A 24,088-nucleotide genomic window follows, 5' to 3' on the forward strand; every position below is an offset into this window, starting at 1 on the left:
ATGATCATGTAGAGTGAATCTATCGATATTGAAAGTGCCTTTTCCCACTGGGTGAAGGCTAGGATGAGGGGGAATTTTATGTTGATCTGTGTTTTAAAATGGACTTATAAAAGAAGTCTAATATTTATCTTAACCTAACAACTGAGAATCAATCCCCCTAGTTGAGCAATTAAAACTGACAGATCTAATGATAATAGTTTGATCTGTCAGCTTTTTTAACTTGAATAGATATTTATTGGTATTACATATCATCATGAATACTGTCTTAAAAAATCAGCCATTAAACGAGAAGCCCAAGATTTGGTATTGAGTCCTTCATAAAAACCACAATGACTGCCCTTTTTGGTTGTCACCACTACAACATTATCCATATTTTGAATGGTTTCTTTAAACGGTTCTAAATTCTTGATTGAACATACAGGATCATCTTCTGAGTTTAGAATCATTAATGGAATTTTAACATTTTCAAATACATAAATTGGATTGGTGGCTTTTGAATAGCTTTCATAATCTGAAAATCCAGCCATTTCAAAATATTTAGTCTGAAACTCTTGTAAGGTTTTCGTTTGTAAAACATTTTGTACAGAATGTAATGGTGTCCAGGTTTGTTCATAAGGCTTAATAAATGCCTTAAACAATTTTTTGGTCATGACTTTGGTGTAGAAAGGATGGACATTTTGAAATCCAAGCTCAGTATCATAACCAGGGCACATGGCAAAAGCCGCTTTAAAAGGTGTATCTAGGCCTTGTTCGCCAAGATAACGCACAAGTAGGCCTGTACCTGCAGAAGAGCCAACTGCATAAAGATCAGATTGTGGAAATAGGTTTTGAATCGAAGCCAATTGCTCTTTTAAGTCAGACGTTGAACCAAAAATCGACATTAGTGGAACAGGCATAGGTAAGCCCGCATGCCCACGGCGTAGACATAATGCAATACGCCATCCTGTATATTCATGTAGATCTTTGACCAATTCACGCATACTGTCAGGTGTACCTGTAATCGTATGCATAATCACGATGGTTGGGGTTTCTTGTGGTAAATTGTAGCCATACCAAGCAATTGCCGTGACCCCACCATCTTGCATGGTCAGCTGATCAATTCGATCATAATCAAGCTTAATGGATTTTTTCTTAATTAAATCAAAATATAACAGATGGGCATGGGTATTGCTGAGCCATGGTGTAGGACGGTATTTATCCTGTAGTTGAGGCAGTTTCTTGATGATCTCAGACATTTTTCCTTGCTGATTAAAATACAGCTTTGGTAATTCAGCACCTGTCACTTGATCCAATAAATCTTGGCTAATCTCAGTAAACTTATGTAATACAGACATTTTCCACCTCAACTCTTTTATCACTCATCATCATTTTAAAAATTAAGAAATTTTTCACACTTAATTTTATTTATTGCAGTATATACGCAATTATGCTTTAGGTATAAAGCTGGCCATACGTTGCCCCATTTGAGCAGCCAATGCTTCCAAACCACTTTTTGGTCGAATCATCACTTCAAAATCAACAATTTGACCTTGTTCATTAAAACGAATCATATCAATCCCTTTTAATTTTTTTTCACCCACATTGGCAGAAAATTCTAAAACTACACTTTGCTCATCTTCTGTAAAAAATTCTCGATGATATGTAAAGTTTTCAAAAATTTGAATCACATTGCTTAAAATGAAAAAGACCACTTGCTTACCTTCATAGGGGTTATAGGCCACAGGTGAACGAAAGACCACATCGTCTGCCAATAATTCATTTAAAAGACTCATGTCTCGACTTTCCAGCATGTTGTGCCATTTTCGGATTGCAGGCTTAGTATTTGTATAACTCATTTTTTATATCCCTTTGATTTGAAATACTTTGAATTCGTTTCCAGTCATTTTCTTAAAAATCCAGTCATAAAATCCCTTCTCTCGCAGCATGCTTCACACTACACATGGCTTAAAGAGAAGGAATTCAAACAGCGTTAATCCATTTAAATCACAGCTGCCAATTCAGCGCCTTGGCGAATTGCACGCTTCGCATCTAACTCACCCGCTTCTTTCGCACCACCAATCAAATGTACAGATTTTCCATCAGCTTGGAGTTGATCAAACATTGCTGTATAGGGTTCTTGGCCTGCACAAATCACCACATTGTCGACATCTAAAATCATGGTTTTTTCGCCAACTGTAATATGTAAGCCCTGATCATCAATCTTGTCGTAACTTGCACCAGGAATCATATTGACATGGCGATGTTTTAAACCAGTACGATGAATCCAACCTGTTGTTTTACCTAAACCAGCGCCAACAGATTTGGCTTTACGTTGCAGTAAATAGATTTCACGAGGAGATTGTTCGATCTCAGGTTGTTTCAAGCCACCCACATGTTCATACGATGTATCAATTCCCCATTCATCATAGAATTTTTGTGGATTTAAGCTGCCACTTTCGCCTTCATGGGAAAGATATTCAGCAGTATCAAAACCAATACCGCCTGCACCAATAATTGCTACTTTTTTACCGACAGGTTTACGCTCACGTAAAACCTCGATATATGACAAAACTTTTGGATGATCAATACCTTCAATATTTAAATGACGAGGCGTTACACCTGTAGCAACCACAACATCATCAAAGTCACCTGTCGCTAATTCTTCATAGCTTGCAGTGTGGTTAAGTACCAGTTTGATATTCGGTTGTAATTCAATTTTACGTTTAAAATAACGTAAAGTTTCATAGAACTCTTCTTTGCCAGGAATGGTTTTTGCAATATTAAACTGACCACCAATCTGATTAGATGCTTCAAAGATTGTGACTTTGTGTCCACGATCAGCTGCATATGTTGCAAAACTAAGTCCTGCTGGACCTGCCCCAATCACAGCAATATTTTTAGCTACTGGCGATTCTTTAAAAATAAGTTCAGTTTCATAACATGCACGAGGATTGACCAAACACGTTGCAATTTTCATTGAAAAAATATGATCTAAGCAAGCTTGGTTACAACCGATACAGGTATTGATCTCATCAGCACGACCTTGTTCAGCTTTCAATACAAAATGCGAATCTGCAAGCATTGGGCGCGCCATCGAAATAATATCAGCATCGCCTTGAGCCAAGACATGCTCAGCCATTTCAGGCGTATTGATACGGTTCGAGGTAATTAAAGGAACTTTGACGGAACCTTTTAATTTTTTAGTCACCCAAGTAAATGCGGCACGCGGTACTTTGGTGGCAATGGTTGGAATACGTGCTTCATGCCAGCCAATTCCAGTATTGATAATGGTTGCACCGGCTTTTTCAATTTCTTTCGCAAGTTGAATCACTTCCTCAAGTGTAGAGCCGCCTTCAACCAAATCCAGCATAGATAAACGATAGATAATGATGAAGTTTTCGCCGACTTCCTGACGTGTTCTTCTGACAATTTCAATCGGGAAACGGATACGATTTTCATAACTTCCGCCCCATTCATCATCACGATGATTGGTACGTGCAGCAATAAACTCATTGATCAGATAACCTTCTGATCCCATGATTTCCACACCATCATAACCTGCGATTTGTGACAATTTTGCACAATTGGCAAAGTCTGCAATGGTTTGATGAACTTCTGCTGAAGTTAAAGCATGTGGCTTGGTTGGATTGATTGGCGCTTGTATCGCAGATGGTGCAACATTTTCAGGCTGATAAGAGTAACGACCAGTATGTAAAATTTGCAGTGCAATTTTACCGCCAGCATCATGCACAGCTTTGGTAATGACCTTATGTTTTTCTGCTTCTTCTAAATGATCCAGTTTTGAACCACCAAAGAATGTTACCCCATGATCATTGGGCGAGATGCCACCCGTCACAATTAAGCCAACGCCACCTGCTGCACGTTCTGCATAAAATGCAGCCATACGTTCATATCCACCTTGAACTTCTTCTAGTCCAACATGCATTGAACCCATCAATACACGGTTTTTTAATGTGGTAAAGCCTAAATCTAAAGGCGCAAGTAAATGCGGATAATTAGACATGTGAACTCCCTTGGCGTGCTCTCGCTAGCTATCAATCTGTTAAATGACACTTCATATCTGTTTAATGCAACAAGTTGCATAGTGTGAGTATTTATAATCGAGATTTGATTTTTATGCAACATGTTGCATAATGACTTTATATTTATTTTGTTGATGTGATATTACACAATGTCATTAGCCCATGTTTTATTGACCAGTCTGATAGAGAAGCCAAGTACAGGTTTTGAATTGGCGCGACGCTTTGACCGATCTATGGGATTCTTCTGGAATGCAACGCATCAACAAATCTACCGTGAACTTAACGGTATGCAAAAGAAAGGCTGGATTTCCACGCTTGAAGATCAGTCTGATCATGGCCGAAAAAAAACCTATCAAGTTGAACAACTTGGACGGGTCGAACTGGCTGACTGGATGGTCAAACAAGGGCAACCTGCCCAGCTTCGTGAAGAAATTATGGTTCGCTTACGGGCAGAAGCACAATTTGGTGGAAATACTGTTTTACCTGAACTTGAGCGTCATTTAGAATTACATCGTGAAAATTTAAAACTATACCGCCAGATTTTTTCCAAAGATTTTGAACAAATCGAGCAACTGGATCGAACTTTATATATTCACAAAATGATTTTACAATTGGGTATAGACTTAGAAATGGGCTGGATCAATTGGCTCGACCAAGTCATCCCACAGCTTAAAGCGTTTGAGAATAAAGAGAATTCATAGGAAACTGCATGCCACACTATACAATGCCAGATGGCGAAAAATTATTTGTTCGTGAAATTGGTCAGGGTGAACCTGTACTGGTTCTGTCTGGTTTAGGTATGCATAGTTGGCAATGGCTTCCCTTTTTACTGCCTAATATTAAACATTATAAATTTTATATCCCAGATTGGCGTGGCTTTGGTGGCTCTAGAACCTGTAAGATCCCTCAAGAAATCGATGCGATTAGCAACCATTGGCGTGATCTTGAAAGCTTAATTGACCAGTTAAATTTAGATCATTTTATTCTTATGGGTTATTCCATGGGAGCAACCACTGCCATGCATGGGATGCAATATGGCAATTTGGCTGAAAAACTCAAAGCTTATCTACATATTGATCAAACCCCTAAAATTCCAACGGATGAAACATGGGAATTTGGTTTATTTGGGAAAAAGTATTTTAAAATTAAAAGATTGCTAAAAGACTTCTCTGATTTTTTACATCAATATTCAAACTATCGTTTTGTTGATGAATTACCGATTGAACCACGAACTGAACTGATTCAAATTTGGTTAAATTTTATTAAAATTCAAGGCAGTAATAAATTAAGCCCATTTATGTTTAATTTGGCGCTTAAACATCCTCAATTACAAAAACATTTATTACCTATCCGTCGAATGGATTATTTAACTTGGTATATCGATAATTATCTCAACCATGATGAAGATTATCGTCAGGCAATTTCACAATTGGAATGTCCGACTACATTCTTTATTGGGGAAAAGTCATCACTCTATCCTGCTGAAGGTCAAATGCAAATTTCTGACAGTTTAGCCAATGCGAAAAATATTATTTTTAAACGTTCAGGGCATACGCCGCTTATTACAGAACCCGTGAAATTTAGCCAAGCAATCCGTTTATTTTTAAAAGAATCCGCTTAATTGAATTCCAGAAGCCCTATTTAACGCATATTAAACAGGGCTTCTTTGGTGATCATACTGCAACGGATAACTTAGAAATTATAGATCGCAACCGCATTAAAACGATTGTCCTCACCTGTATCCTGTCCATTAGACGCTGCAACAAAGGCTTTACGCTCACCATAAACATATTCCAGACCAAAACTTAACGGCTGTTTCGGGCTATAAAATACATTGGCCCAAGCTTGCCAAAGTGTTTTATTGGCTTTGGTCTGATCACTCAAATATCGAATATAATCCTGATTTTCATCTGCTTTCATATAGCCATATCCCAATGTTCCTCGCCATTGTGAGTTAAACTGTTGCGTCACCCCCACAGTGATTGAGTCAAATTGATTCAGCGCCATGATATTTTTATTGGCATCTATAGCAAAGCCTTGGTTCGTCCATGACACTAAACTGGAATCACCTTTAACATGATAATAATCTGCTTTAAGTGTGGTTTTTGCAGAAATATCGTATTTTGCTCCAAGTCCAATACCCCAAGCGAGTTCATTATCAGCAACAGTCCTCTTTTCACTAACCATGCCTCGCAAACTCAATGCGCCCGCCCGATCAGCAAATGATTGATTTAGTCGAGTTGATAAAACCGGGATCCGCATATTCGATAAGGCATCTTTGGAATCTTCCAAAGCCGTTACCAGCTGTGTTTCTGCATTAAATTTATGGGTATAACGAATTTGTGCATCTCGTTTAACAGCGCCCCCCACATAACCCAAAGCATCAATTGTTTCTGGCATATAATCGGGAACTGCAAAGTTAGACCATGTTTGACCAATCAACCATTGACCATAATTAAAATAGGCATGGCGAATTCTAAGTCCATCATTCGCACCCAAGAAATCAACTTCTATTTTTCCTGAAATATCTTTGTCAGCAGTTTTAAAATCTAAACCTAAACGAGTCGCGGCAAGTGTTGATTTTAATTGATCACTACTTTCATTATGGCCTTTAAGCGGTACGCTATTGATCTGATTATAAAGTCGATCGGCACTTCCACCTTCAGACTGATACAATAGATCCGCACGGATATTCCCATATAGTGTTACTTCTGCACCAGCTTTTGTTCGTGCAAAGGTTTGATCTTTTGCCTGCGATACAACCTGTGCCGCTTTAACATTATTTTCCAATGCCACAATTTGCTTATTTTGCACGTGTTGCTGTTGTTCAATCATTTCACGTAATTGTTTAACTTCATTACGTAACTGTTCAACTTCTGTCATCGAATCTGCATGCGCCATATTTAGGCTAAGTAATCCCATTGACACCAAAATGATGTTGTAGTTAAATTTTTTCATTGTAGAAAGCATCCTATTCTCTACGATTGATTATTTTGAACCAGCCTTAATCCTCATGATTCAGGCTGAAATACCAAGTCAGTTTGTGCGTGAGTTTGGTTTACGAACTTAGTTAATTGTATTTCCAACAATATTTTTCTGAGCTGTTGGCGCTTCGGCCGTTTGAGTTTTTTCCACTGAAGCATTTAAATTCACAAAGAATATCGCTAGTGCTGCAATAAATCCTGGGACAGCGATAACAAGAAAATTCATTTGGTGAGGTAACTCTAGGGTCAACAATGCACCTGTTAAGACTGGTCCAACAATGGCACCAATTCGTCCAATGCCTGATGCCCACCCCATACCTGTAGAACGTACTGTTGCTGGATAAAATTGTGCAACAAAGGTATAGAGTAAAATTTGTGAACCAATGGTTGCTGCACCAGCAATTGCAATCAAGGTATAGAGAATGAATTGTGGGCTTTTAAAACCAAGGAAAATGAGCGCAATCGCACCAACCGTAAACATTATGGTCAATACGGGTTTAATATGAAATTTATCCGCCAAAGCACCACCACCAATTGCACCAACCATGCCACCAATATTTAATGCAAATAAGAAGATCATACTTGCACCCAGTGAATAGCCTGCTTGGATCATTAATTTAGGCAACCAACTTCCGAGTGCATAAACCATCAATAAACACATAAAGAAAGCAATCCAGAACATTACTGTGCTTGATCGACGGCCTTGCTGAAACAATGCACGTAACGGTGCTTCATCACCAGCGGTGACTTCATTTAATTCAAATTGAGTCGAGGAATGGATCTGTTGCTGCGGTGCAATTTTCTGTACCACTTCTCGCACTTGATCGGTCTTGCCTTGGTGAGTTAGAAACATCAATGATTCAGGTAAAAACTTCCAAATAAGGGGTAAAGCTAAGAATGGGATAATCGCGATATAAAACATGATTTTCCAACCATAATCGACCACCAGCCAAGCACCCAGCAAGGCAGATGTCATACCACCAATGGCATAGCCACTAAACATAACAGCGACCAGTGTGCTACGTATACGTTTAGGCGCATACTCAGTCATTAAAGCCACCACGTTCGGCATCACACCACCAATACCAAGTCCTGCTAAAAATCTGAGAATTCCAAATTCAACGGGTGTTGATGCAAATGCACCGAGAAAAGTAAATCCACTAAAAATAGCCACACAAATCATGATGGTTTTTTTACGGCCCAACTTATCAGACAGTGTTCCAAAACTCATTGCACCAAACATCATGCCAAAAAGTGCTGTACTGGCCAGCAAGCCTGCTTGTACAGCAGTTAAGCCCCACTCTTGCATCAATAAAGGTAAAGCTACGCCATAAATAACCAGATCATATCCATCAAAAATAATAATTAATAAACACCACAATAGAACCCCCCAATGAAAAGGGGTGAATTTTGCTTCATCCACGATGCGATTAATATTTAGTTTGCTCGTTTGCACTTTTGCCTCCTGCGGTGAAACGCTACGAAATTTTTTCAAACAATGAGGCAGCTGTTATTTTTTGTCCAAAACCGATTGCATATATATCCATACCTTAAAAGTCGGTTTAATATTTTTTGATGAATAAACAAGGGATTAAAAAGAATTATTAAAGAAATCGAGCTTTATATTTTTAATGATTTATTTTTTATTTTAATGATTATCTCGATATTTTTAGAGTTTTAGAATAAATCAATCGACTTGTTCTGATTTTTCAATATGTTACTTTTCACACAAAACAACATCTATAAATAACTTTTCATTCAATGATTGGACTAAATAGGCTTCTACCATAAGTCCTTTTTAAATCATAAATCAACATAAAAGCACCCTCATCCTAGCCTTCTCCCAAAGGGAGAAGGGACTTTCAATGCTAATTTATTAACAATATATGCGCATTTTTTGATTGATGACAGCGGTTTAATAGATGGTTGTAAAGCTCGCACGATCATATTGAAAGCCTTCTAAATCATAAACCTGATAAATACAATCAAATAAAGACCGAATATTTTCACTTTCATCCATACAACGTATTGCCATAAAGATTGGGCTTTTTGCAGAGCTATCTAACAATGGGATATAGATTAAATTCGGCAATTGAATGGTTTTTGCACTCTCGGGCACAATACATACCCCTTCACCTGCAGCAACCAATCCCAAAGCCAGTTGAATTTCTCGAACTTCTTTTAGATTCTTAGGATCTAGACCATGCTCGGAAAACAGATGACGTACTTGAGTGGAAAAATTGGGCTTAGGGTGACTTGGGTAAAGGAATAAGTTCTCATCTTCAATATCGGCAAAATAAGTGCCTTTAGAATCTGTAGCGAGATGATGACTGATATGGACAGCCAACATTAATGGCTCCTCTCGTAACAAAACTCGCCTAATGGCAGGATCAGAAATTCTTAAACGTCCAAATCCAACATCAATACGCCCCTCTTTAAGCGCCTGAATTTGGTCTTTGGTACTCATTTCAATCAGCTCAATTTTTAAATGCGGCTGTTGTTGACGGAACATATAAACGATTTTGGGTAATAAACCATACAATAAAGAACCCACAAACCCCATTGTTACGGTTTTTTCGATCAAGCCAATTCGCTTGGTCATGGACTTTACTTCTTCGGCATTAGACAAAAGTTTAACAGCGTGTTGATAAAAAAATTGCCCCGCTTCTGTGGTTTTTAACGGACGGCTTCCACGTTCAAAAAGCGCGATACCCAATTCACCTTCAAGGTTTTGAATCTGTCTGCTCAGTGGAGGCTGAGCAATATAAAGCTTTTCTGCTGCTTTGGTAAAACTTTGTTCTTCTACAACAGCAACAAAATAGCGCAAATGCCTGAGTTCCATCTCAAACTCCATACCTTTAAGATATAAAAAAATGCAAATTTGATCTTAGACAGCGATCATCCATTCTTTTAAGGTATATCAAAAGCAAGATGTAAAGCAAGACTGTAAAACTTTTGATATTCACAGCCAGCCAAAGAATCTCATTCTGTTAGCCCAATGAATCACTTTAATCAGTTCAAGCTTTAAATCTCGCACATGAAGAACATGGAAAGTGGGCAGCAAAGTTTCAAACGATTTTTTTCGTATGCAATGCCAAACCACGCATACTGCAGGAGATCTAGTATGAACCGTCAAGAAATCGATACTTTGGTCAAACAAATGAATGTAGACACTGCAACAGGTGCAGTCGATACACGTGTACAACAAGTAGTGGTACGTTTATTTGCTGACTTGTTTCAAGCCATTGAAGATTTAGACATTTCACAAAGTGAATTATGGAAAGGCCTAGAATATTTTACTGATGCAGGTCAAGCCAATGAACTTGGTCTTTTAGCAGCGGGTTTAGGTTTGGAACATTATTTGGATTTACGTGCTGATGAAGCAGATGCAAAAGCAGGTATCACAGGTGGCACACCACGCACCATTGAAGGCCCATTATATGTTGCTGGTGCGCCTGAGTCCGTCGGCTTTTCTCGCATGGACGATGGTTCAGAGAGCGATAAAATCGACACCCTATTTATTGAAGGTACAGTAACAGACACAGATGGCAATCTTATCCCAAATGCTAAAGTTGAAATTTGGCATGCCAACAGTTTAGGTAATTACTCTTTCTTTGATAAATCACAGTCAGATTTTAATCTACGCCGTAGCATATTGACTGATAGCAATGGTCAGTACGTTGCACAAACAACTATGCCCGTTGGCTATGGCTGTCCACCACAAGGGACGACTCAGTTTGTACTGAACAAATTAGGCCGCCATGGTAACCGCCCATCTCATGTGCATTATTTCGTATCTGCACCCGGCTATCGCAAATTAACCACACAATTCAACATCGAAGGTGATCAATACCTTTGGGATGATTTTGCTTTCGCAACACGTGAGGGCTTAGTGGCAACAGCTATTGATATCAGTGATGAAGCTGAAATTGCCCGTCGTGGTCTCAACAAACCATTTAAACGTATTTCATTCAATGTAGCACTGGTAAAAGAACAACCTAAAGCACCGTCTACAGAAGTAGATCGTCGTCGCGCAAGCGCTTAAACCCACACGCACGGAACCGAAATGTTTGCACTATTGCAGCACTTCGGGGACTTCCTCTCATTGGAAAGTCGGAGAACCCATATGCCACGTATTCCTGTTATAAATACCAGCCATCTTGATCGAATTGACGAACTTTTAGTCGATAATTTTGAAACGGGTGAATTTAAACTTCATCGTTCTGTTTTCACAGATCAAGCCCTTTTTGACCTAGAAATGAAATACATCTTTGAAGGCAACTGGGTTTACTTGGCACATGAAAGCCAAATTCCAAATAACAACGATTATTACACCACCACTATGGGGCGTCAGCCCATTATGATTGCGCGTAATCGCAATGGTGAATTAAATGCCATGATCAATGCGTGTTCACACCGTGGCGCACAGCTTTGTCGGCATAAGCGTGGTAATAAAGCGACTTATACATGCCCATTCCATGGATGGACATTTAATAACTCTGGAAAACTACTCAAAGTTAAAGATCCAAGCGATGCTGGTTATTCAGACTGCTTCAATAAAGAAGGTTCACACGATCTGAAAAAAGTAGCTCGTTTTGAAAGCTATAAAGGTTTCTTATTTGGCAGTTTAAATCCAGATGTACCAAGTTTAGAAGAATTTTTAGGTGAAACAACCAAAATCATTGACATGATTGTTGATCAATCTGAGCAAGGCTTAGAAGTTTTACGTGGTGCTTCAACCTATACCTACGAAGGTAACTGGAAACTGACTGCTGAAAATGGTGCAGATGGTTATCACGTTTCAGCTGTACATTGGAACTATGCAGCGACCACACAGCAACGTAAAGAAAAACAGCAAGAAAATGACAATGTACGTGCAATGAGTGCAGGTGCTTGGGGCAAACAAGGTGGCGGCTCATACGGTTTTGAGCATGGACATATGCTGTTATGGACTCAATGGGCAAACCCTGAAGATCGTCCTAATTATCCAAAAGCTGATGAGTACACTGAAAAATTCGGTGCCCCAATGTCGAAATGGATGATCGAACGTTCACGTAACTTATGCCTTTATCCAAATGTCTATTTCATGGATCAATTTGGTTCGCAAATTCGTGTATTGCGTCCAATTTCAGTCAATAAAACTGAAGTGACGATTTACTGTATTGCACCTGTAGGTGAAAGTCTTGAAGCGCGTACACGACGTATTCGCCAATACGAAGATTTCTTTAATGCTTCGGGCATGGCAACCCCTGATGACCTTGAAGAATTCCGTGCCTGTCAAGCGGGTTATGCTGGTATTGAGCTTGAATGGAATGACATGTGCCGTGGGTCTAAACACTGGATTCAAGGACCTGATGATGCGGCCAATGAAATTGGCTTAAAACCTAAACTGAGTGGTATTAAAACAGAAGATGAAGGCTTATATCTTGCCCAACATCAATACTGGTTAGAAATGATGAAACATGCCATTCAATCTGAAAAAAATCTTGCTCAACAAGAAACATCTCAGCAAGGAGCAACAGCATGAATGCAACAGCAAACATCGATCAAGTTTCTTTAGAAAATATTGCGCAATTTCTCTACCGCGAAGCACGTTTTTTAGATGATGAACAATGGGATCAATGGCTCGCCTGCTACTCACCCTCGGCATGTTTTTGGATGCCTGCTTGGGATGATGATGATCGTTTGACCGAAGATCCTCAGTCTGAAATTTCTTTGATTTATTACCCTGACCGTCAAGGTTTGGAAGACCGTGTTTTTCGGATTAAAACTGAACGTTCTTCGGCAACCATGCCTGATACACGCACTTGCCACAATATTAGCAATATTGAAATTATCGAAAGAGATGGTGACAAAGTCACAGTCCGCTTTAACTGGAATACACTGAGCTTTCGTTACAAAAACAGTTATAGCTACTTTGGTATGTCTCGTTATGTCATCGACTTTTCTGCTACACAACCACAAATTCTGAATAAATATGTGGTGCTAAAAAATGACTATATCAACCAAGTCATCGATATTTACCACCTCTAATTTTTTATCTCGAATTGTGTAAACAAAAATATGAGGTGTTTGCTTTAGCCAAATGGAAAGTTGGCTAAAGCACTCAAAAGTTTTAAAGATTTTTATAGGATTTTCAGCCATGTCAAACCACAATGTTGCTCTTCAATTTGAAGATGGCGTAACGCGTTTTATCTCAGTTACACAAGGTGAAACTTTATCTGATGCAGCATATCGCCAGAAAATCAATATTCCTTTAGATTGCCGTGATGGTGCTTGCGGTACATGTCGTGCTTTTTGTGAATCTGGTTCGTTTGACATGCCTGAAGAAAGTTATATTGAAGATGCTTTAACACCAGAAGAGGCTGAACAAGGCTATATCTTGGCCTGCCAATGTAGACCTTCTTCTGACGCAGTATTCCAGATTCAAGCTTCATCTGAAGTATGCAAAACCGAAATTCATGCATTTCAAGGCACATTATCTCGTGTGGAAAAGCTCTCTGATTCCACCATCACTTTCGATATTCAATTAGATGAAGGTCAGCCCGATATTCATTTTCTTGCAGGTCAGTATGTCAATGTGGCAATTCCACAAACCACTGAAACGCGCTCTTATTCATTCAGTTCAAAACCCGGAAATCGCTTAACAGGCTTTGTGGTACGTAATATTCCAAATGGAAAGATGAGTGACTTTTTAAGTGCAAATGCCAAAGCGGGCGACAAAATGACCTTTACTGGTCCATTTGGAAGTTTTTACCTTCGTAATGTAGTTCGCCCTGTCGTTATGTTGGCAGGCGGTACGGGTATTGCACCATTTATGTCGATGTTACAAGTGCTTGAAGACAAAGGCTCACAACACCCTGTACGTTTAGTATTTGGAGTAACCAATGACTTTGACCTTGTAGCACTTGAAAAGCTCAATGAACTGCAAAATAAACTGCCATGGTTTGAATATCGTACAGTCGTTGCACATGCTGAATCAACACATGAACGCAAAGGTTATGTGACAGGTCATATTGACAATGACTGGCTAAATGGCGGTGACGTCGATGTTTATTTATGTGGTCCTGTTCCTATGGTTGAAGCTGTTAGAGGCTGGTTGGATACTGAAGGGATTAAACCTGCAAACTTCTTATTTGAGAAATTCTCTGCAAACTAAAATCGTACTGTTCAGGAGCTGAGAAGAATGTCAGATCGCCAAAGATTTAAAAACAAAGTTGTCATTGTTACTGGTGCCGCACAAGGTATTGGTCGTGGTGTCGCCCTACAAGTGGCAGCGGAAGGTGCGCATGTGGTTATGGCTGACCGTTCAGAATATGTCGAAGACGTGCTTGTTGAAATTAACAAAAATGGCGGTGATGCAATCACCGTCAATGCAGATCTGGAAACTTTAGCGGGTGCTCAAGCTGTCGTTGCTAAAGCTATTGAACGCTATAAGCGTGTTGATATTTTGATTAACAATGTCGGCGGTGCAATTTGGATGAAACCGTTTCAAACGTTTTCTGAAGAAGAAATCATCAAAGAAGTGCATCGCTCACTATTTCCAAGCTTATGGTGTTGTCGAGCAGTCCTGCCCGAAATGATCAAAAATCAGAAAGGTACCATTGTTAATGTATCTTCTATTGCAACATGTGGGATTCATCGAGTGCCCTATTCAGCCTCCAAAGGTGGTGTAAATGGTCTAACCACAGCACTTGCATTTGAACATGCCAAAGATGGTATTCGGGTTAATGCTGTTGCGACTGGCGGTACAGAAGCACCTCCACGTAAAGTCCCTCGTAATACTATGGCATTGACCGAAAATGAAAAACAATGGATGCAAGATGTGGTAGATCAAACCATTGATCGCACTTTTATGGGCCGTTATGGTTCGATTCAGGAACAAGTCAATGCAATATTATTTCTTGCGTCTGATGAATCCTCTTATATGACAGGTACTATTGTTCCTGTAGGTGGTGGTGATCAGGGTTAAAACTGGTCTCCTTTTTATGTAGCAGGATCATTGAAATTCAATGCATGGAGGCTTTGCCCAATGGCATCCCTGTTCAAAACGTTAAAACAAGATTGGTCTTTGTCAGCGACAGTTGCAGGATTTTTAGCTGTACTGATTTCTTATGCAGGGCCAATGATCATTTTTTTTCAGGCCGCTCAACAAGCCAATGTTTCCTCAACCATGATGGCATCATGGATCTGGGGGAGCTCTATTGGCGCGGCAATCACTGGAATCATTTTATCCATTAAGTTTAAAACGCCGATTATTACCGCATGGTCAGCACCGGGAACGGCGCTCTTGGTGGCTTTATTTCCGCATATTTCCCTCAATGAAGTTGTTGCAGCCTATATTACTTCTGCAATCATTATTTTTATCATTGGGATTACTGGTTCTTTTGACAAACTTTTAAAATGGATACCACAAGGGCTGGCAGCGGGAATGATGGCTGGAATTTTGTTCCAGTTTGGTTTAGGTCTGTTTAAAGCTACTGACACAATGCCCTATGTCGTTTTTGGTATGCTGATCTGTTTTTTACTGGCAAAACGCTTTTCACCTCGCTATGCCATAATTTGGGTATTATTTTCAGGTATTGCGCTCAGTTTTATCTTTGGAAAAATCAATCCAGTACCAATGGATTTTTCATTGGCAGTTCCTGTTCTGATCAGCCCAGAGTGGACCTGGTCTTCTACATTAAACCTTGCAATTCCACTTACAATTGTCAGTTTAACGGGTCAGTTCTTGCCGGGTATGGCAATTCTCAAACTGAATCATTACGAAACACCTGCTAAACCGATTTTAAGCATAGCCAGTATCACCTCTATTGCTGTGGCTTTTACTGGTGGAATCACGATTGTGTTAGCAGCGATTACTGCTGCACTTTGCACGGGTAAAGATTCGCATGAATTGAAAGAAAAACGCTATATCGCAGGTATTGCTAATGGCATCTTCTATATTTTAGGAGGATTATTTGCAGGCAGTTTGGTGATGCTATTTAGCATACTTCCCAAAGAGTTGATTGCGGCACTTGCTGGATTGGCCTTACTCGGAGCAATTACCACCAATCTGGGTATTGCAATGAAAGATGAAACACAACGAGATGCTGCCATCATTACTTTTCTTGCCACTGTATCGGGTATGCATTTTTTAGGATTTAGTTCGGTTTTCTGGGGAATTTGTATTGGCATGATCGCACACTTGATTTTAACTCAACGACAATCAAAGGCTGCCATTCCAACTCCAGTACAAGACTCACCGCAAAGTCAATAAACCAGCATATTCACTTAATAATCAGCATAAAATCCCATGCTATTCGATGGGATTTTTATGTAATAACACGTTCTGGAATATAACCAAGTTTCACTTTATTAAAGCGTCATTTCTGGCAGTTAAATCTTAAAATATTTCACTGTTGCTTATTGGTGATCTCTAAATACCAAATCGTTTCACCCCAATCACTATTTTCAATTTTTGGAAAAATTTCTCCTTGTTCAAAATAACGAGATTGAGATTTGTTTGCTGGACTCCACCAATATCCTGATCTTGGGCAACTTTGGCTTGATAAGGCCTTTATATTTTCAACATCCAAAGAATTATCTGAACCACCTTCATCAGCAATTCTTTCAATTAATATCCAATTCACTTCAGCATACAATGTTTCATATGTGTCTGGATCCACCCCGATTGGTACTACACTTCCCCACCCTCTATCCTCTTCTTTGCTTGAAGCTATAAACTCAATCCGCTTCTGGTCTTCTTTGCAAATATAAATCCCTGTCGTTTTTACTTTCTCATTAGATTTAACGGTTATTTCAAAATTTATCCGATATATTGGATAAGAGCTTGGTAAATCAACATCAATTCCTTGAAATATAGCTGCTCCTGGAAATTCGGCTTCAAGAAAACCCATATCCCAATTTTTTGGGTAAGAATTTCTAATAATTGAGGCATATCGATTTGTAATTGAATAATAATCCCAACATTGTCGTACTTTATCGTTAGGTAGATCATCCATCCAATGTGGAGAAAATTCACTTAGCCCCTTGTCATTCGAACGAATTTCCCCCACACAATTTAGATAAGTAAAATCACCTGATTTTATTTTTATATAAGCATATTCTATCCGATCCATCGTGGACCTAAAATTTGGTAAAACTGTACCGCCCCAATTAATATCTGCCCGTTCAGGTAAAGGAAAACCTCTTAAGTCATAAGGAGGGTTATGCATATATATTTCAAATAATTCTTCTAAACCATCTAAAAATTGACGATGATTGTTACGTACAATTTCAAAAAAATGCAAAGCGCTAAATTGTTCAAGTAAATAGGCTTCTTTCGGACTAAAGGTATAAAAACTGCTTGGATTTGGTTTTTTGTCCGGCTAAGGCCTAAGTTAAGTGTATGTGTCCCATCAATACGTTGCAGGAATACTTGATCATTTAAAGATGAATTTGAAAATAGAACATGGATCGTACGTTTTTGCACGCCAAGTCCCAGTTGCTCTAAAGCAGTGTAAATATTGTTAGACATAGTTTATTATTTAGTTTTAGAATGTGATGAATTATACTAAAAAGCTTAATAAAATGTCTAGACAGGCTTGTCTACAGCCGCTTTTAAAATGACAAATTGTGTCTCATTCTGTTTCAACTTGTTAAGTCAATTATGCCGATAATCAATCTGCCCTTTGTTAATTTGAAAATATTCTTGTATTTTCTTTCTCTCTAATTTGTCTCATTCGAATTGATGTGATTTCACCTAATCGTAATTAGATATTTTTTCTCAACTATAATATCGAATACTTTTCGATGGTTCTTTTCATTTACTTAAATCATCAGCAAATCTATCTAAAACCCAGTTTGATAATTAATTATTTTTTTCATTTTTAGAATATTCAATTAACCAATAAATTCTCATATTACGCAAATTAAAACAAGATCATTCGTGCATTAATTTATAGATATAGCTGTATTAAGCTGTGTATTTTTTGTACCAATACCGTATTTGTATAATCTTTTAATCTTAAAATCAAAATGCAAAATCCAAACAGTTTGAAATGCAAAAAATTTGATTTTTCACATTTTCAAGACATAAAAACCGTAGCAGCATAATAAGGATATTTTATGACTGAAACACATATTTATCAGCCACATGAAAAACGTAATCGTGTCATGGCTATCGTTGGGGCTGCTTCTGGTAACTTGGTGGAATGGTTTGATTTCTATATTTATGCAGCATTCGCAACCTATTTTACCCACGCATTAACCGCTCCAGATATGGATGACTCCACAAAAGCAATTTATGTGTGGGGCGTCTTTGCTGCTAGTTTTTTCATGCGGCCCATAGGCAGTTGGCTCTTTGGCTGGATTGGTGATACCTATGGACGTAAAAAATCCATGATCATTTCTATTACCTTAATGGCGATCAGTTCATTTTTATTTGCAGCACTCCCAACTTATGATCAAGTCGGTATGGCAGCACCATTTCTATTATTGGCTGTACGACTGTTGCAAGGACTTTCAGTAGGTGGTGAGTATGGTACTGTTGCAACCTATATGAGTGAGGTTGCGTTAAAAGGTCAACGCGGTTTTTATTCCTCTTTTCAGTACGTGACACTGTCGGGTGGACAACTTTTAGCAAGCCTTTTAGGCGTGATTATGTTGGCCCTTATGTCTAAAGAACAATTAATGGACGGTGGCTGGCGTATTCCATTTGTTATTGGTGGTGTCGTTGCCATTCTTTCATTCTTTGCGCGTCGACATTTAAAAGAAACCTTATCTGAAGATGATAGTGCAAAAGAAGGTTCAGGCAGTTTAAAAGAATTACTCAGCAAGAACTGGAATACTTTCCTACTTGTCGTTGGTTATACCTCTGCGGGTTCATTGTGTTTTTATATCATCACAGTATATTCAAAAACCTATATCACCAGCCTTGGTTTTGCCGACAAAACGGTCGGCTATATGATGACCATTGCCCTATTTGTGTTTATGTGTGCACAACCTTTGTTTGGGATGCTGGCAGATCGAATCGGTCGTCGTGCTTCAATGATGCTCTTTAGTAGCAGTTGTGCCATTTTTATCTATCCTGTCATGGTCATTGCGATGCCGTATTTTAGTGGTTCAGCTTTTATCGTGACATTATTACTGATCTTCTTAATGATGTTACTCAGTTTTTATACTTCAATTAGTGGTTTAGTTAAAGCAGAAATGTTCCCGCCACATATTCGAGCCTTGGGAGTTGGTTTTGCTTATGCAGTCGGTAATGCAATCTTTGGTGGTTCTGCTCCAGCTGTTGCATTAAAGTTAAAAGATCTCGGTCATGAGAATAGCTTCTTTGTTTACGTGATTGTCATGCTGATTATTTGTCTTTTCTGTAGTATGCAACTCCCTAAACAGCCAAAATATTTACACCATGATCATTAAGCTCAGTATTTTAAGGTCTGTTTTTACAGACCTTTTCTTTTAATACATGCCTTTTGTTGTAAAATATCCGCGTATATACAATAAAGTCTTATTAAATCTTGAGGAAAAGATGAAAAAAATATTGTTTGTTCTTACCTGTATTTCATTCAGTCATTTTGCCTATGCTAAAACACAAAACTATATACTGACCAATGGCGGTGGTGTTGATGACAATGGTTTGCTGTTAAAAAATACCCAAGGTAAAACCATTTACGCATATTGCAATCAAAAGTGCGGGCAATGGTTTGACCATGATGAAGAAACAGGCGGTCAAATTTTAAAAAAGGAATATATTGAAAAAAAGGTCCAAGCAGATATTCAATTTGAAAAAAATGCAGATCGAGTTGCTGGTCCTAGTGCAGATGAATCTTTTTACTTCATTAAACAAATCAAATTTATTGAATAATTTAAAAATAAATCATGACATTAGAATCCGCTCACCCTTCTAAATGTCATGCGCTTTATGCCCTTATTTTGATACTCTAAATTTAGAGGGATCAAATCCTTAGACTTTATGTGTTAATAATAAATCAATAGAAATCAACTAAATTAAAACATCTTGGCGTCCAGGTATGTCTGAAGCAGCAATATTGGCAATTGTTTGGTTATACTTTTTGATACTGCGCTTGGTATTTCCCATGATTTCATATAAAACCTCTTTAACAAGGTCATGCTCTGGATCTTGTAGATAAGCCGCCTGACACCACTTAACTGCTTCAGCATAGTCATAATAATGAGGTCGATTTTTAAGATCAAAATGTAGTCTTGCTATCGCACACATTGCAGCAATATGGCGTTTATGTGCTTTTGTTTTTAAAACTGCAATCATTTGCTCTGCAATTTCAGGATAATAGCTAAAATTAAATAAGCGCGTGACATAAATATCAATCAGATCATTCAGCAAATCAGAATTAATATAACGATGATCTTGTTGCGACTTCTCTAAGCCTAATCGGCTCTGTTCAAAATACCCTAAGCTCTTTTTTAAATATTCTTTAGGTTGAGATTGGTTTTCATCCATACTTAAATTTAGATAGTGTATGCCCATATTATACATGGCAATATAATGACCTTGGTCTGCTGCTTTTTTTGCATAATACAATTCTTGATTCACATCATATAAGGCATGTTCAGCCAAAGAATGAATATAACCCGCGCTAAAGCAACAATATACAAAACCTAAATCTGCACCTTGATGTAATAAATCAATGATAAAAATATAGCCGTGATCATCATCAAAATTGTTTGCGACACGGAAAAAACAACAGTAGCGCCCTTCAGGATAAGCTTTTGGTGCTTCCAATAATTTTGCCTGTTCATACCAAGATTGAGCAACCAATGGATTTTTTTCAACACTAGACCAACCATGTTGACATAGAAAACCATAAAGAACCGCAGCACTGGCAAGACGCTTCCGATTGGACAATGCAATTCGGCCTAGAAAATCTGAATCTTGAGCATTATGTCGCCAAAAATAAATTGCGCGATCAAGCTCATACTCATCGAATACAGGATAATCTGCAGCATTTTGATAACAAGATAAAATTCTTGGATCATTTTCATCTAACAGATAATAGAAATATGCCAATTTTAAATAGATGACTGCTCGATTACGTTCCGTTAAGGGGCGTTTTAAGATTGCTTGGGCTTTTTGGATATATTTTTTTATTTCAAGTGTTTGATCTTTATCAAAACTTGTATCAAGCGTATCAAACCACACGATATAATTTAATTCACTTTTTTCGATTTCGCTAAAATGTTGACACCAATCCGACTGAGCAAAATCAATTATGGCCTGATGATCGTGTCCCCATCGTGGTAAGAGATACCAGCAATAATCTCTTACTGCAAGCAAGCCAAAACCTGATTCTTCTATAAATATTTTTAACCAAAAGGCGGCATCTGCATGAGGTAAATCAATTTCTTCTTTCAAATTTAGATATTTTTGTAAAAGTTGAGGCACATCTTGGGGTAAATCAATTTTTAAATCTTGATTTAAGCCACTTTTTTGCGCCATTGCTTGGGCTGAAGGTTTTATTTTATGGACTAAATTTGAAGGATATCGACGCTTAAGCATCCACTCTGCAAACCATTCAGGTTCATCCAAGTGAACTGCCGAATTTAATAAATGCAGTGCAATTGTCCATGTCTCCGCACTAAATGCAAAAGCTTGCATTGCAGAAGCATACAACTGCTTTTGCGCCTCTCTTGCACAATCCCACATTTCATCTGTAACATTGCTTGACCATTCTTGCCCACGATATTCAGCTGCCCAAAAAGCCCAATAACGCACACGAACAATATAAGGGAAAAAGCTTTCTGGAAAAGCCAAATGCCATTCATTGATATGTTTTAATGCTGTTATGCCGTGATTTAAGAATATGTCCTTAAACATTTGTTTGGGCTGATCAAACCATTCATTTTCCCAAAGCTGCGGCAATTTATGACTTCGACTTTGCCATAACACATTGAAAAAATTTTCCAATTCTGCATAGTTTTTATTTTCCAATAAACCTTGCGGACAATGGATATCTTTACGAAATACTTCATGAGTATATTCAGATTTAATCATCATTCAGGTACTTTGTTTTTATTATGGGTTGAGAATAAATCAATATTCCATGAATAAAGTGACCAATTATTTGGATATATGGATTGATATAAGTGTAAGTCTTGCTTTGCAGAGCGATCATAATTTTCAAAATCTGAATGTTTAAACATCAAATACAGCTCACGCCCTGCGACATATTTCTCGCCCATATCCTGCCAGCTAGAACAACAGTCTTGAATAATCTTCGATGAAGCAACAATATATTGCCATGCATCATATTCCTGTAATTCATAGAACTGCACCAATAACCGTATAGTAAATATTTTTTGAATATGGTTAAACACCAAAATATCTCTTAAATAACTTGCAGTACCAAATTCACTACTTGAATAAAGATTTTCTAATTGAGCGATTTGAAAATATTGATTTAAAAAATAACGAATCTGTTTCTCTTTAGAGCCTGCTTTTTTCTGTTTGATATTTAACAATTGATTTAAATGTTTTTTATATATTTCTGGATGCTGTTCAAAATGCGCTAAAGTTAAGCTATCCACCTGATACCATTGAATATGATTACGAAAATAAATCAGATCACCAGTTGCAAGCATCCATTGCTTACGATTGTCCTGCTTTAAATTTAACAACACCCAAGGCAAGGCAATGATATAGACGATAATTTTAATCATCCAGCCCAGCAATGGAATCTTGCTTAATTCATATAAAGTCTGAATCAACCAGAAATAAGGCTTAAAGATCACGCTCCACAGCGATTTGTTTGACTTTGCTTGACTTAACTCAACCTTTAAATCAAATTTTTTCTCAGCTTGCTGTTGATTTGTATAAGCAACGATCTCTTCTATATATTTTTCTGATGGGTGCCTGATATGTTCTGGACGATTTAGTCCCAGCAAAAGATGCTGAATCACATGGGTTTGATGATCATATTGTTCCAATAAATGTTGATTTTTCATCAATAACGTTTCAATTTTACAAGGATCATCCAATTCATGAAAATAGAAATACAAGGCTTGATTGACATGATCCGTTGAACCCTCATTTATCTCAGGTTCATAGACGATCCCCATGCTTAAACAATCTGGGTTATGATTATTATTTGGTAGAATATGATTTAAAAATAATAAGACATCATCTGCATATTTTTTAACTGGTGCTTGATTCTGCTTACCTTTAATCTGCTCAATACACCACACTTCACCATCCCATTCTAAACTGATGGTAACATGTGGCTTATTGCTTGAATCCCTTAAGCTAAAATAACGAAATATTCCCTGCTCTTTTTGCGTTACATAGTATTCACCATAGCCATCTTTCAATTCAATCAGGTTGCTAAACTGCCCTAAACAGTGCTGCATATAACGTGATTCAAAAGCCATTTCCTTACGCAACAACATTCCTGTTGCCGTAATTTCAATAAACTTGCCTGTATTTACAGTTAAAACTTCATCAATTGCCTGCTCACTGCTGTCCCATTGCCCTTTTTCTAAACGCTTTTTCATTGCTTCATGATCTTTATGCCAAGCGTCTAACACTTGCTCATAGGTCATTTTCATGAATTTGCCTTTTAAATTGCTTTTTAAACGCGAATTAAAAAACTCTAAAATGGGCTTTTCCAGTTCCAAAATCTGTTCATGTAAAGGATCAACATACAACATCTGATGTTCTGGCTGTTGTTCAAGCTTTTTCAAAAACCATGTAGGAATAGGCTGTGGAAGTTGACAAATTTTCCAAGCAGAGACCGAATTTACATGAAAAACTGGATTGAATTGTTTAATCACATATTCAAAGAATTTTTTTTCAAACCACTGAGTAATTTCTGGATCATCTTTACGGCGTTGACTACGCTCTACAATTGTTTTTTTCACTTCAGGGGCATTGACAATATCACGTGTTTCCATGCTGTTCCATTTTGACTTATTTCTAGTACATTTGATTTTTATAAAAAATATTCGAAATGATCGAAGTATAACGGTTCTTTCTTATCAACTTCCAACAAATTTCTACGTTTCCGAACAAACAAGCCCATAAGTAACAAAATTCTCCTGTAAATTTATGAACTTAAAAAT

Annotated in this window: 19 protein-coding genes; 10 read left to right on the plus strand and 9 right to left on the minus strand. The window is 37.9% G+C overall.

Translation table 11 applies throughout. The annotated features are described in order from the left end of the window. Nucleotides 1-251: 251 nt before the first annotated feature. The 3 genes from ASC84_RS02845 to ASC84_RS02855 all read right to left on the minus strand — a co-directional run bounded on the left by ASC84_RS02845 (nucleotide 252) and on the right by ASC84_RS02855 (nucleotide 4,003). Nucleotides 252-1,334: a YheT family hydrolase gene (locus ASC84_RS02845; protein WP_056511539.1), complete on the minus strand. Its 1,083-nt coding sequence runs from the start codon at nucleotides 1,332-1,334 to the stop codon at nucleotides 252-254. Nucleotides 1,335-1,424: 90 nt separating this feature from the next. Next, complete coding sequence (locus tag ASC84_RS02850; protein ID WP_056511542.1) at nucleotides 1,425-1,835, minus strand: nuclear transport factor 2 family protein; 411 nt, start codon at nucleotides 1,833-1,835, stop codon at nucleotides 1,425-1,427. Nucleotides 1,836-1,978: 143 nt separating this feature from the next. After that, nucleotides 1,979-4,003 carry an NADPH-dependent 2,4-dienoyl-CoA reductase gene (locus tag ASC84_RS02855; RefSeq protein WP_004719904.1) on the minus strand — a complete coding sequence of 675 codons (2,025 nt, stop codon included), beginning with the start codon at nucleotides 4,001-4,003 and terminating at the stop codon, nucleotides 1,979-1,981. A 168-nt stretch (nucleotides 4,004-4,171) separates the two neighbouring features. Between ASC84_RS02855 and ASC84_RS02860 the strand changes: the two genes are divergently transcribed. Then, nucleotides 4,172-4,723 (plus strand): PadR family transcriptional regulator, encoded by a 552-nt coding sequence (locus tag ASC84_RS02860; RefSeq protein WP_004719902.1) that lies wholly within the window; start codon nucleotides 4,172-4,174, stop codon nucleotides 4,721-4,723. 8 nt (nucleotides 4,724-4,731) lie between these two features. Further along, on the plus strand, nucleotides 4,732-5,643 hold the full coding sequence (locus tag ASC84_RS02865) for an alpha/beta fold hydrolase (RefSeq protein ID WP_034615279.1): 912 nt from the start codon (nucleotides 4,732-4,734) through the stop codon (nucleotides 5,641-5,643). A gap of 71 nt (nucleotides 5,644-5,714) precedes the next feature. On the opposite strand, the gene ASC84_RS02870 is transcribed toward ASC84_RS02865, so the two are convergent. The 3 genes from ASC84_RS02870 to ASC84_RS02880 all read right to left on the minus strand — a co-directional run bounded on the left by ASC84_RS02870 (nucleotide 5,715) and on the right by ASC84_RS02880 (nucleotide 9,848). Further along, nucleotides 5,715-6,980 (minus strand): DcaP family trimeric outer membrane transporter, encoded by a 1,266-nt coding sequence (locus ASC84_RS02870; RefSeq protein WP_056511544.1) that lies wholly within the window; start codon nucleotides 6,978-6,980, stop codon nucleotides 5,715-5,717. Between the two features lie 108 nt (nucleotides 6,981-7,088). Then, nucleotides 7,089-8,462: an MFS transporter gene (locus ASC84_RS02875; RefSeq protein ID WP_004719899.1), complete on the minus strand. Its 1,374-nt coding sequence runs from the start codon at nucleotides 8,460-8,462 to the stop codon at nucleotides 7,089-7,091. A 459-nt stretch (nucleotides 8,463-8,921) separates the two neighbouring features. Further along, on the minus strand, nucleotides 8,922-9,848 hold the full coding sequence (locus ASC84_RS02880) for a LysR family transcriptional regulator (RefSeq protein ID WP_004821871.1): 927 nt from the start codon (nucleotides 9,846-9,848) through the stop codon (nucleotides 8,922-8,924). A gap of 282 nt (nucleotides 9,849-10,130) precedes the next feature. Here ASC84_RS02880 and catA point away from each other — a divergent pair, with 282 nt between their 5' ends. The 6 genes from catA to benE all read left to right on the plus strand — a co-directional run bounded on the left by catA (nucleotide 10,131) and on the right by benE (nucleotide 16,265). Beyond that, complete coding sequence (gene catA / locus ASC84_RS02885) at nucleotides 10,131-11,051, plus strand: catechol 1,2-dioxygenase (RefSeq protein ID WP_056511546.1); 921 nt, start codon at nucleotides 10,131-10,133, stop codon at nucleotides 11,049-11,051. A gap of 81 nt (nucleotides 11,052-11,132) precedes the next feature. Continuing rightward, nucleotides 11,133-12,533 (plus strand): benzoate 1,2-dioxygenase large subunit, encoded by a 1,401-nt coding sequence (benA, locus tag ASC84_RS02890; protein ID WP_056511549.1) that lies wholly within the window; start codon nucleotides 11,133-11,135, stop codon nucleotides 12,531-12,533. Beyond that, nucleotides 12,530-13,039 (plus strand): benzoate 1,2-dioxygenase small subunit, encoded by a 510-nt coding sequence (benB, locus tag ASC84_RS02895; protein ID WP_004821879.1) that lies wholly within the window; start codon nucleotides 12,530-12,532, stop codon nucleotides 13,037-13,039. The genes benA and benB overlap by 4 nt, the downstream gene beginning before the upstream one ends. A gap of 109 nt (nucleotides 13,040-13,148) precedes the next feature. After that, complete coding sequence (gene benC, locus ASC84_RS02900) at nucleotides 13,149-14,165, plus strand: benzoate 1,2-dioxygenase electron transfer component BenC (protein WP_056511552.1); 1,017 nt, start codon at nucleotides 13,149-13,151, stop codon at nucleotides 14,163-14,165. Nucleotides 14,166-14,192: 27 nt separating this feature from the next. Further along, a complete protein-coding gene (gene benD / locus ASC84_RS02905) occupies nucleotides 14,193-14,978 on the plus strand; it encodes a benzoate diol dehydrogenase BenD (RefSeq protein WP_004719893.1) in 786 nt (261 codons plus the stop codon). A gap of 60 nt (nucleotides 14,979-15,038) precedes the next feature. Then, nucleotides 15,039-16,265, plus strand: a complete 1,227-nt coding sequence (gene benE / locus ASC84_RS02910; protein WP_056511554.1) for a benzoate/H(+) symporter BenE — start codon at nucleotides 15,039-15,041, stop codon at nucleotides 16,263-16,265. A 136-nt stretch (nucleotides 16,266-16,401) separates the two neighbouring features. Here the strand turns inward: benE and ASC84_RS02915 are convergent, their stop codons facing one another. After that, the gene (locus ASC84_RS02915; protein WP_056511564.1) at nucleotides 16,402-17,298 is read right to left on the minus strand and encodes a hypothetical protein; all 897 of its coding nucleotides are present in this window, start codon (nucleotides 17,296-17,298) and stop codon (nucleotides 16,402-16,404) included. 817 nt (nucleotides 17,299-18,115) lie between these two features. Between ASC84_RS02915 and ASC84_RS02920 the strand changes: the two genes are divergently transcribed. Both ASC84_RS02920 and ASC84_RS02925 read left to right on the plus strand, forming a co-directional pair. Further along, nucleotides 18,116-19,414 (plus strand): MFS transporter, encoded by a 1,299-nt coding sequence (locus ASC84_RS02920; protein ID WP_004821900.1) that lies wholly within the window; start codon nucleotides 18,116-18,118, stop codon nucleotides 19,412-19,414. Between the two features lie 109 nt (nucleotides 19,415-19,523). Beyond that, nucleotides 19,524-19,859 (plus strand): hypothetical protein, encoded by a 336-nt coding sequence (locus ASC84_RS02925; protein WP_004719884.1) that lies wholly within the window; start codon nucleotides 19,524-19,526, stop codon nucleotides 19,857-19,859. Between the two features lie 138 nt (nucleotides 19,860-19,997). Here ASC84_RS02925 and ASC84_RS02930 read toward each other — a convergent pair whose 3' ends face one another. Then, nucleotides 19,998-22,028, minus strand: coding sequence for a DUF4034 domain-containing protein (locus ASC84_RS02930; RefSeq protein ID WP_227515081.1), 2,031 nt, complete (start codon nucleotides 22,026-22,028; stop codon nucleotides 19,998-20,000). After that, nucleotides 22,025-23,920 (minus strand): DUF1266 domain-containing protein, encoded by a 1,896-nt coding sequence (locus tag ASC84_RS02935; protein WP_227515082.1) that lies wholly within the window; start codon nucleotides 23,918-23,920, stop codon nucleotides 22,025-22,027. The genes ASC84_RS02930 and ASC84_RS02935 overlap by 4 nt, the downstream gene beginning before the upstream one ends. Nucleotides 23,921-24,088: the final 168 nt, after the last annotated feature.

It is taken from the genome of Acinetobacter sp. Root1280, from assembly GCF_001425285.1.
GTDB classification, from domain to species: domain Bacteria; phylum Pseudomonadota; class Gammaproteobacteria; order Pseudomonadales; family Moraxellaceae; genus Acinetobacter; species Acinetobacter guillouiae.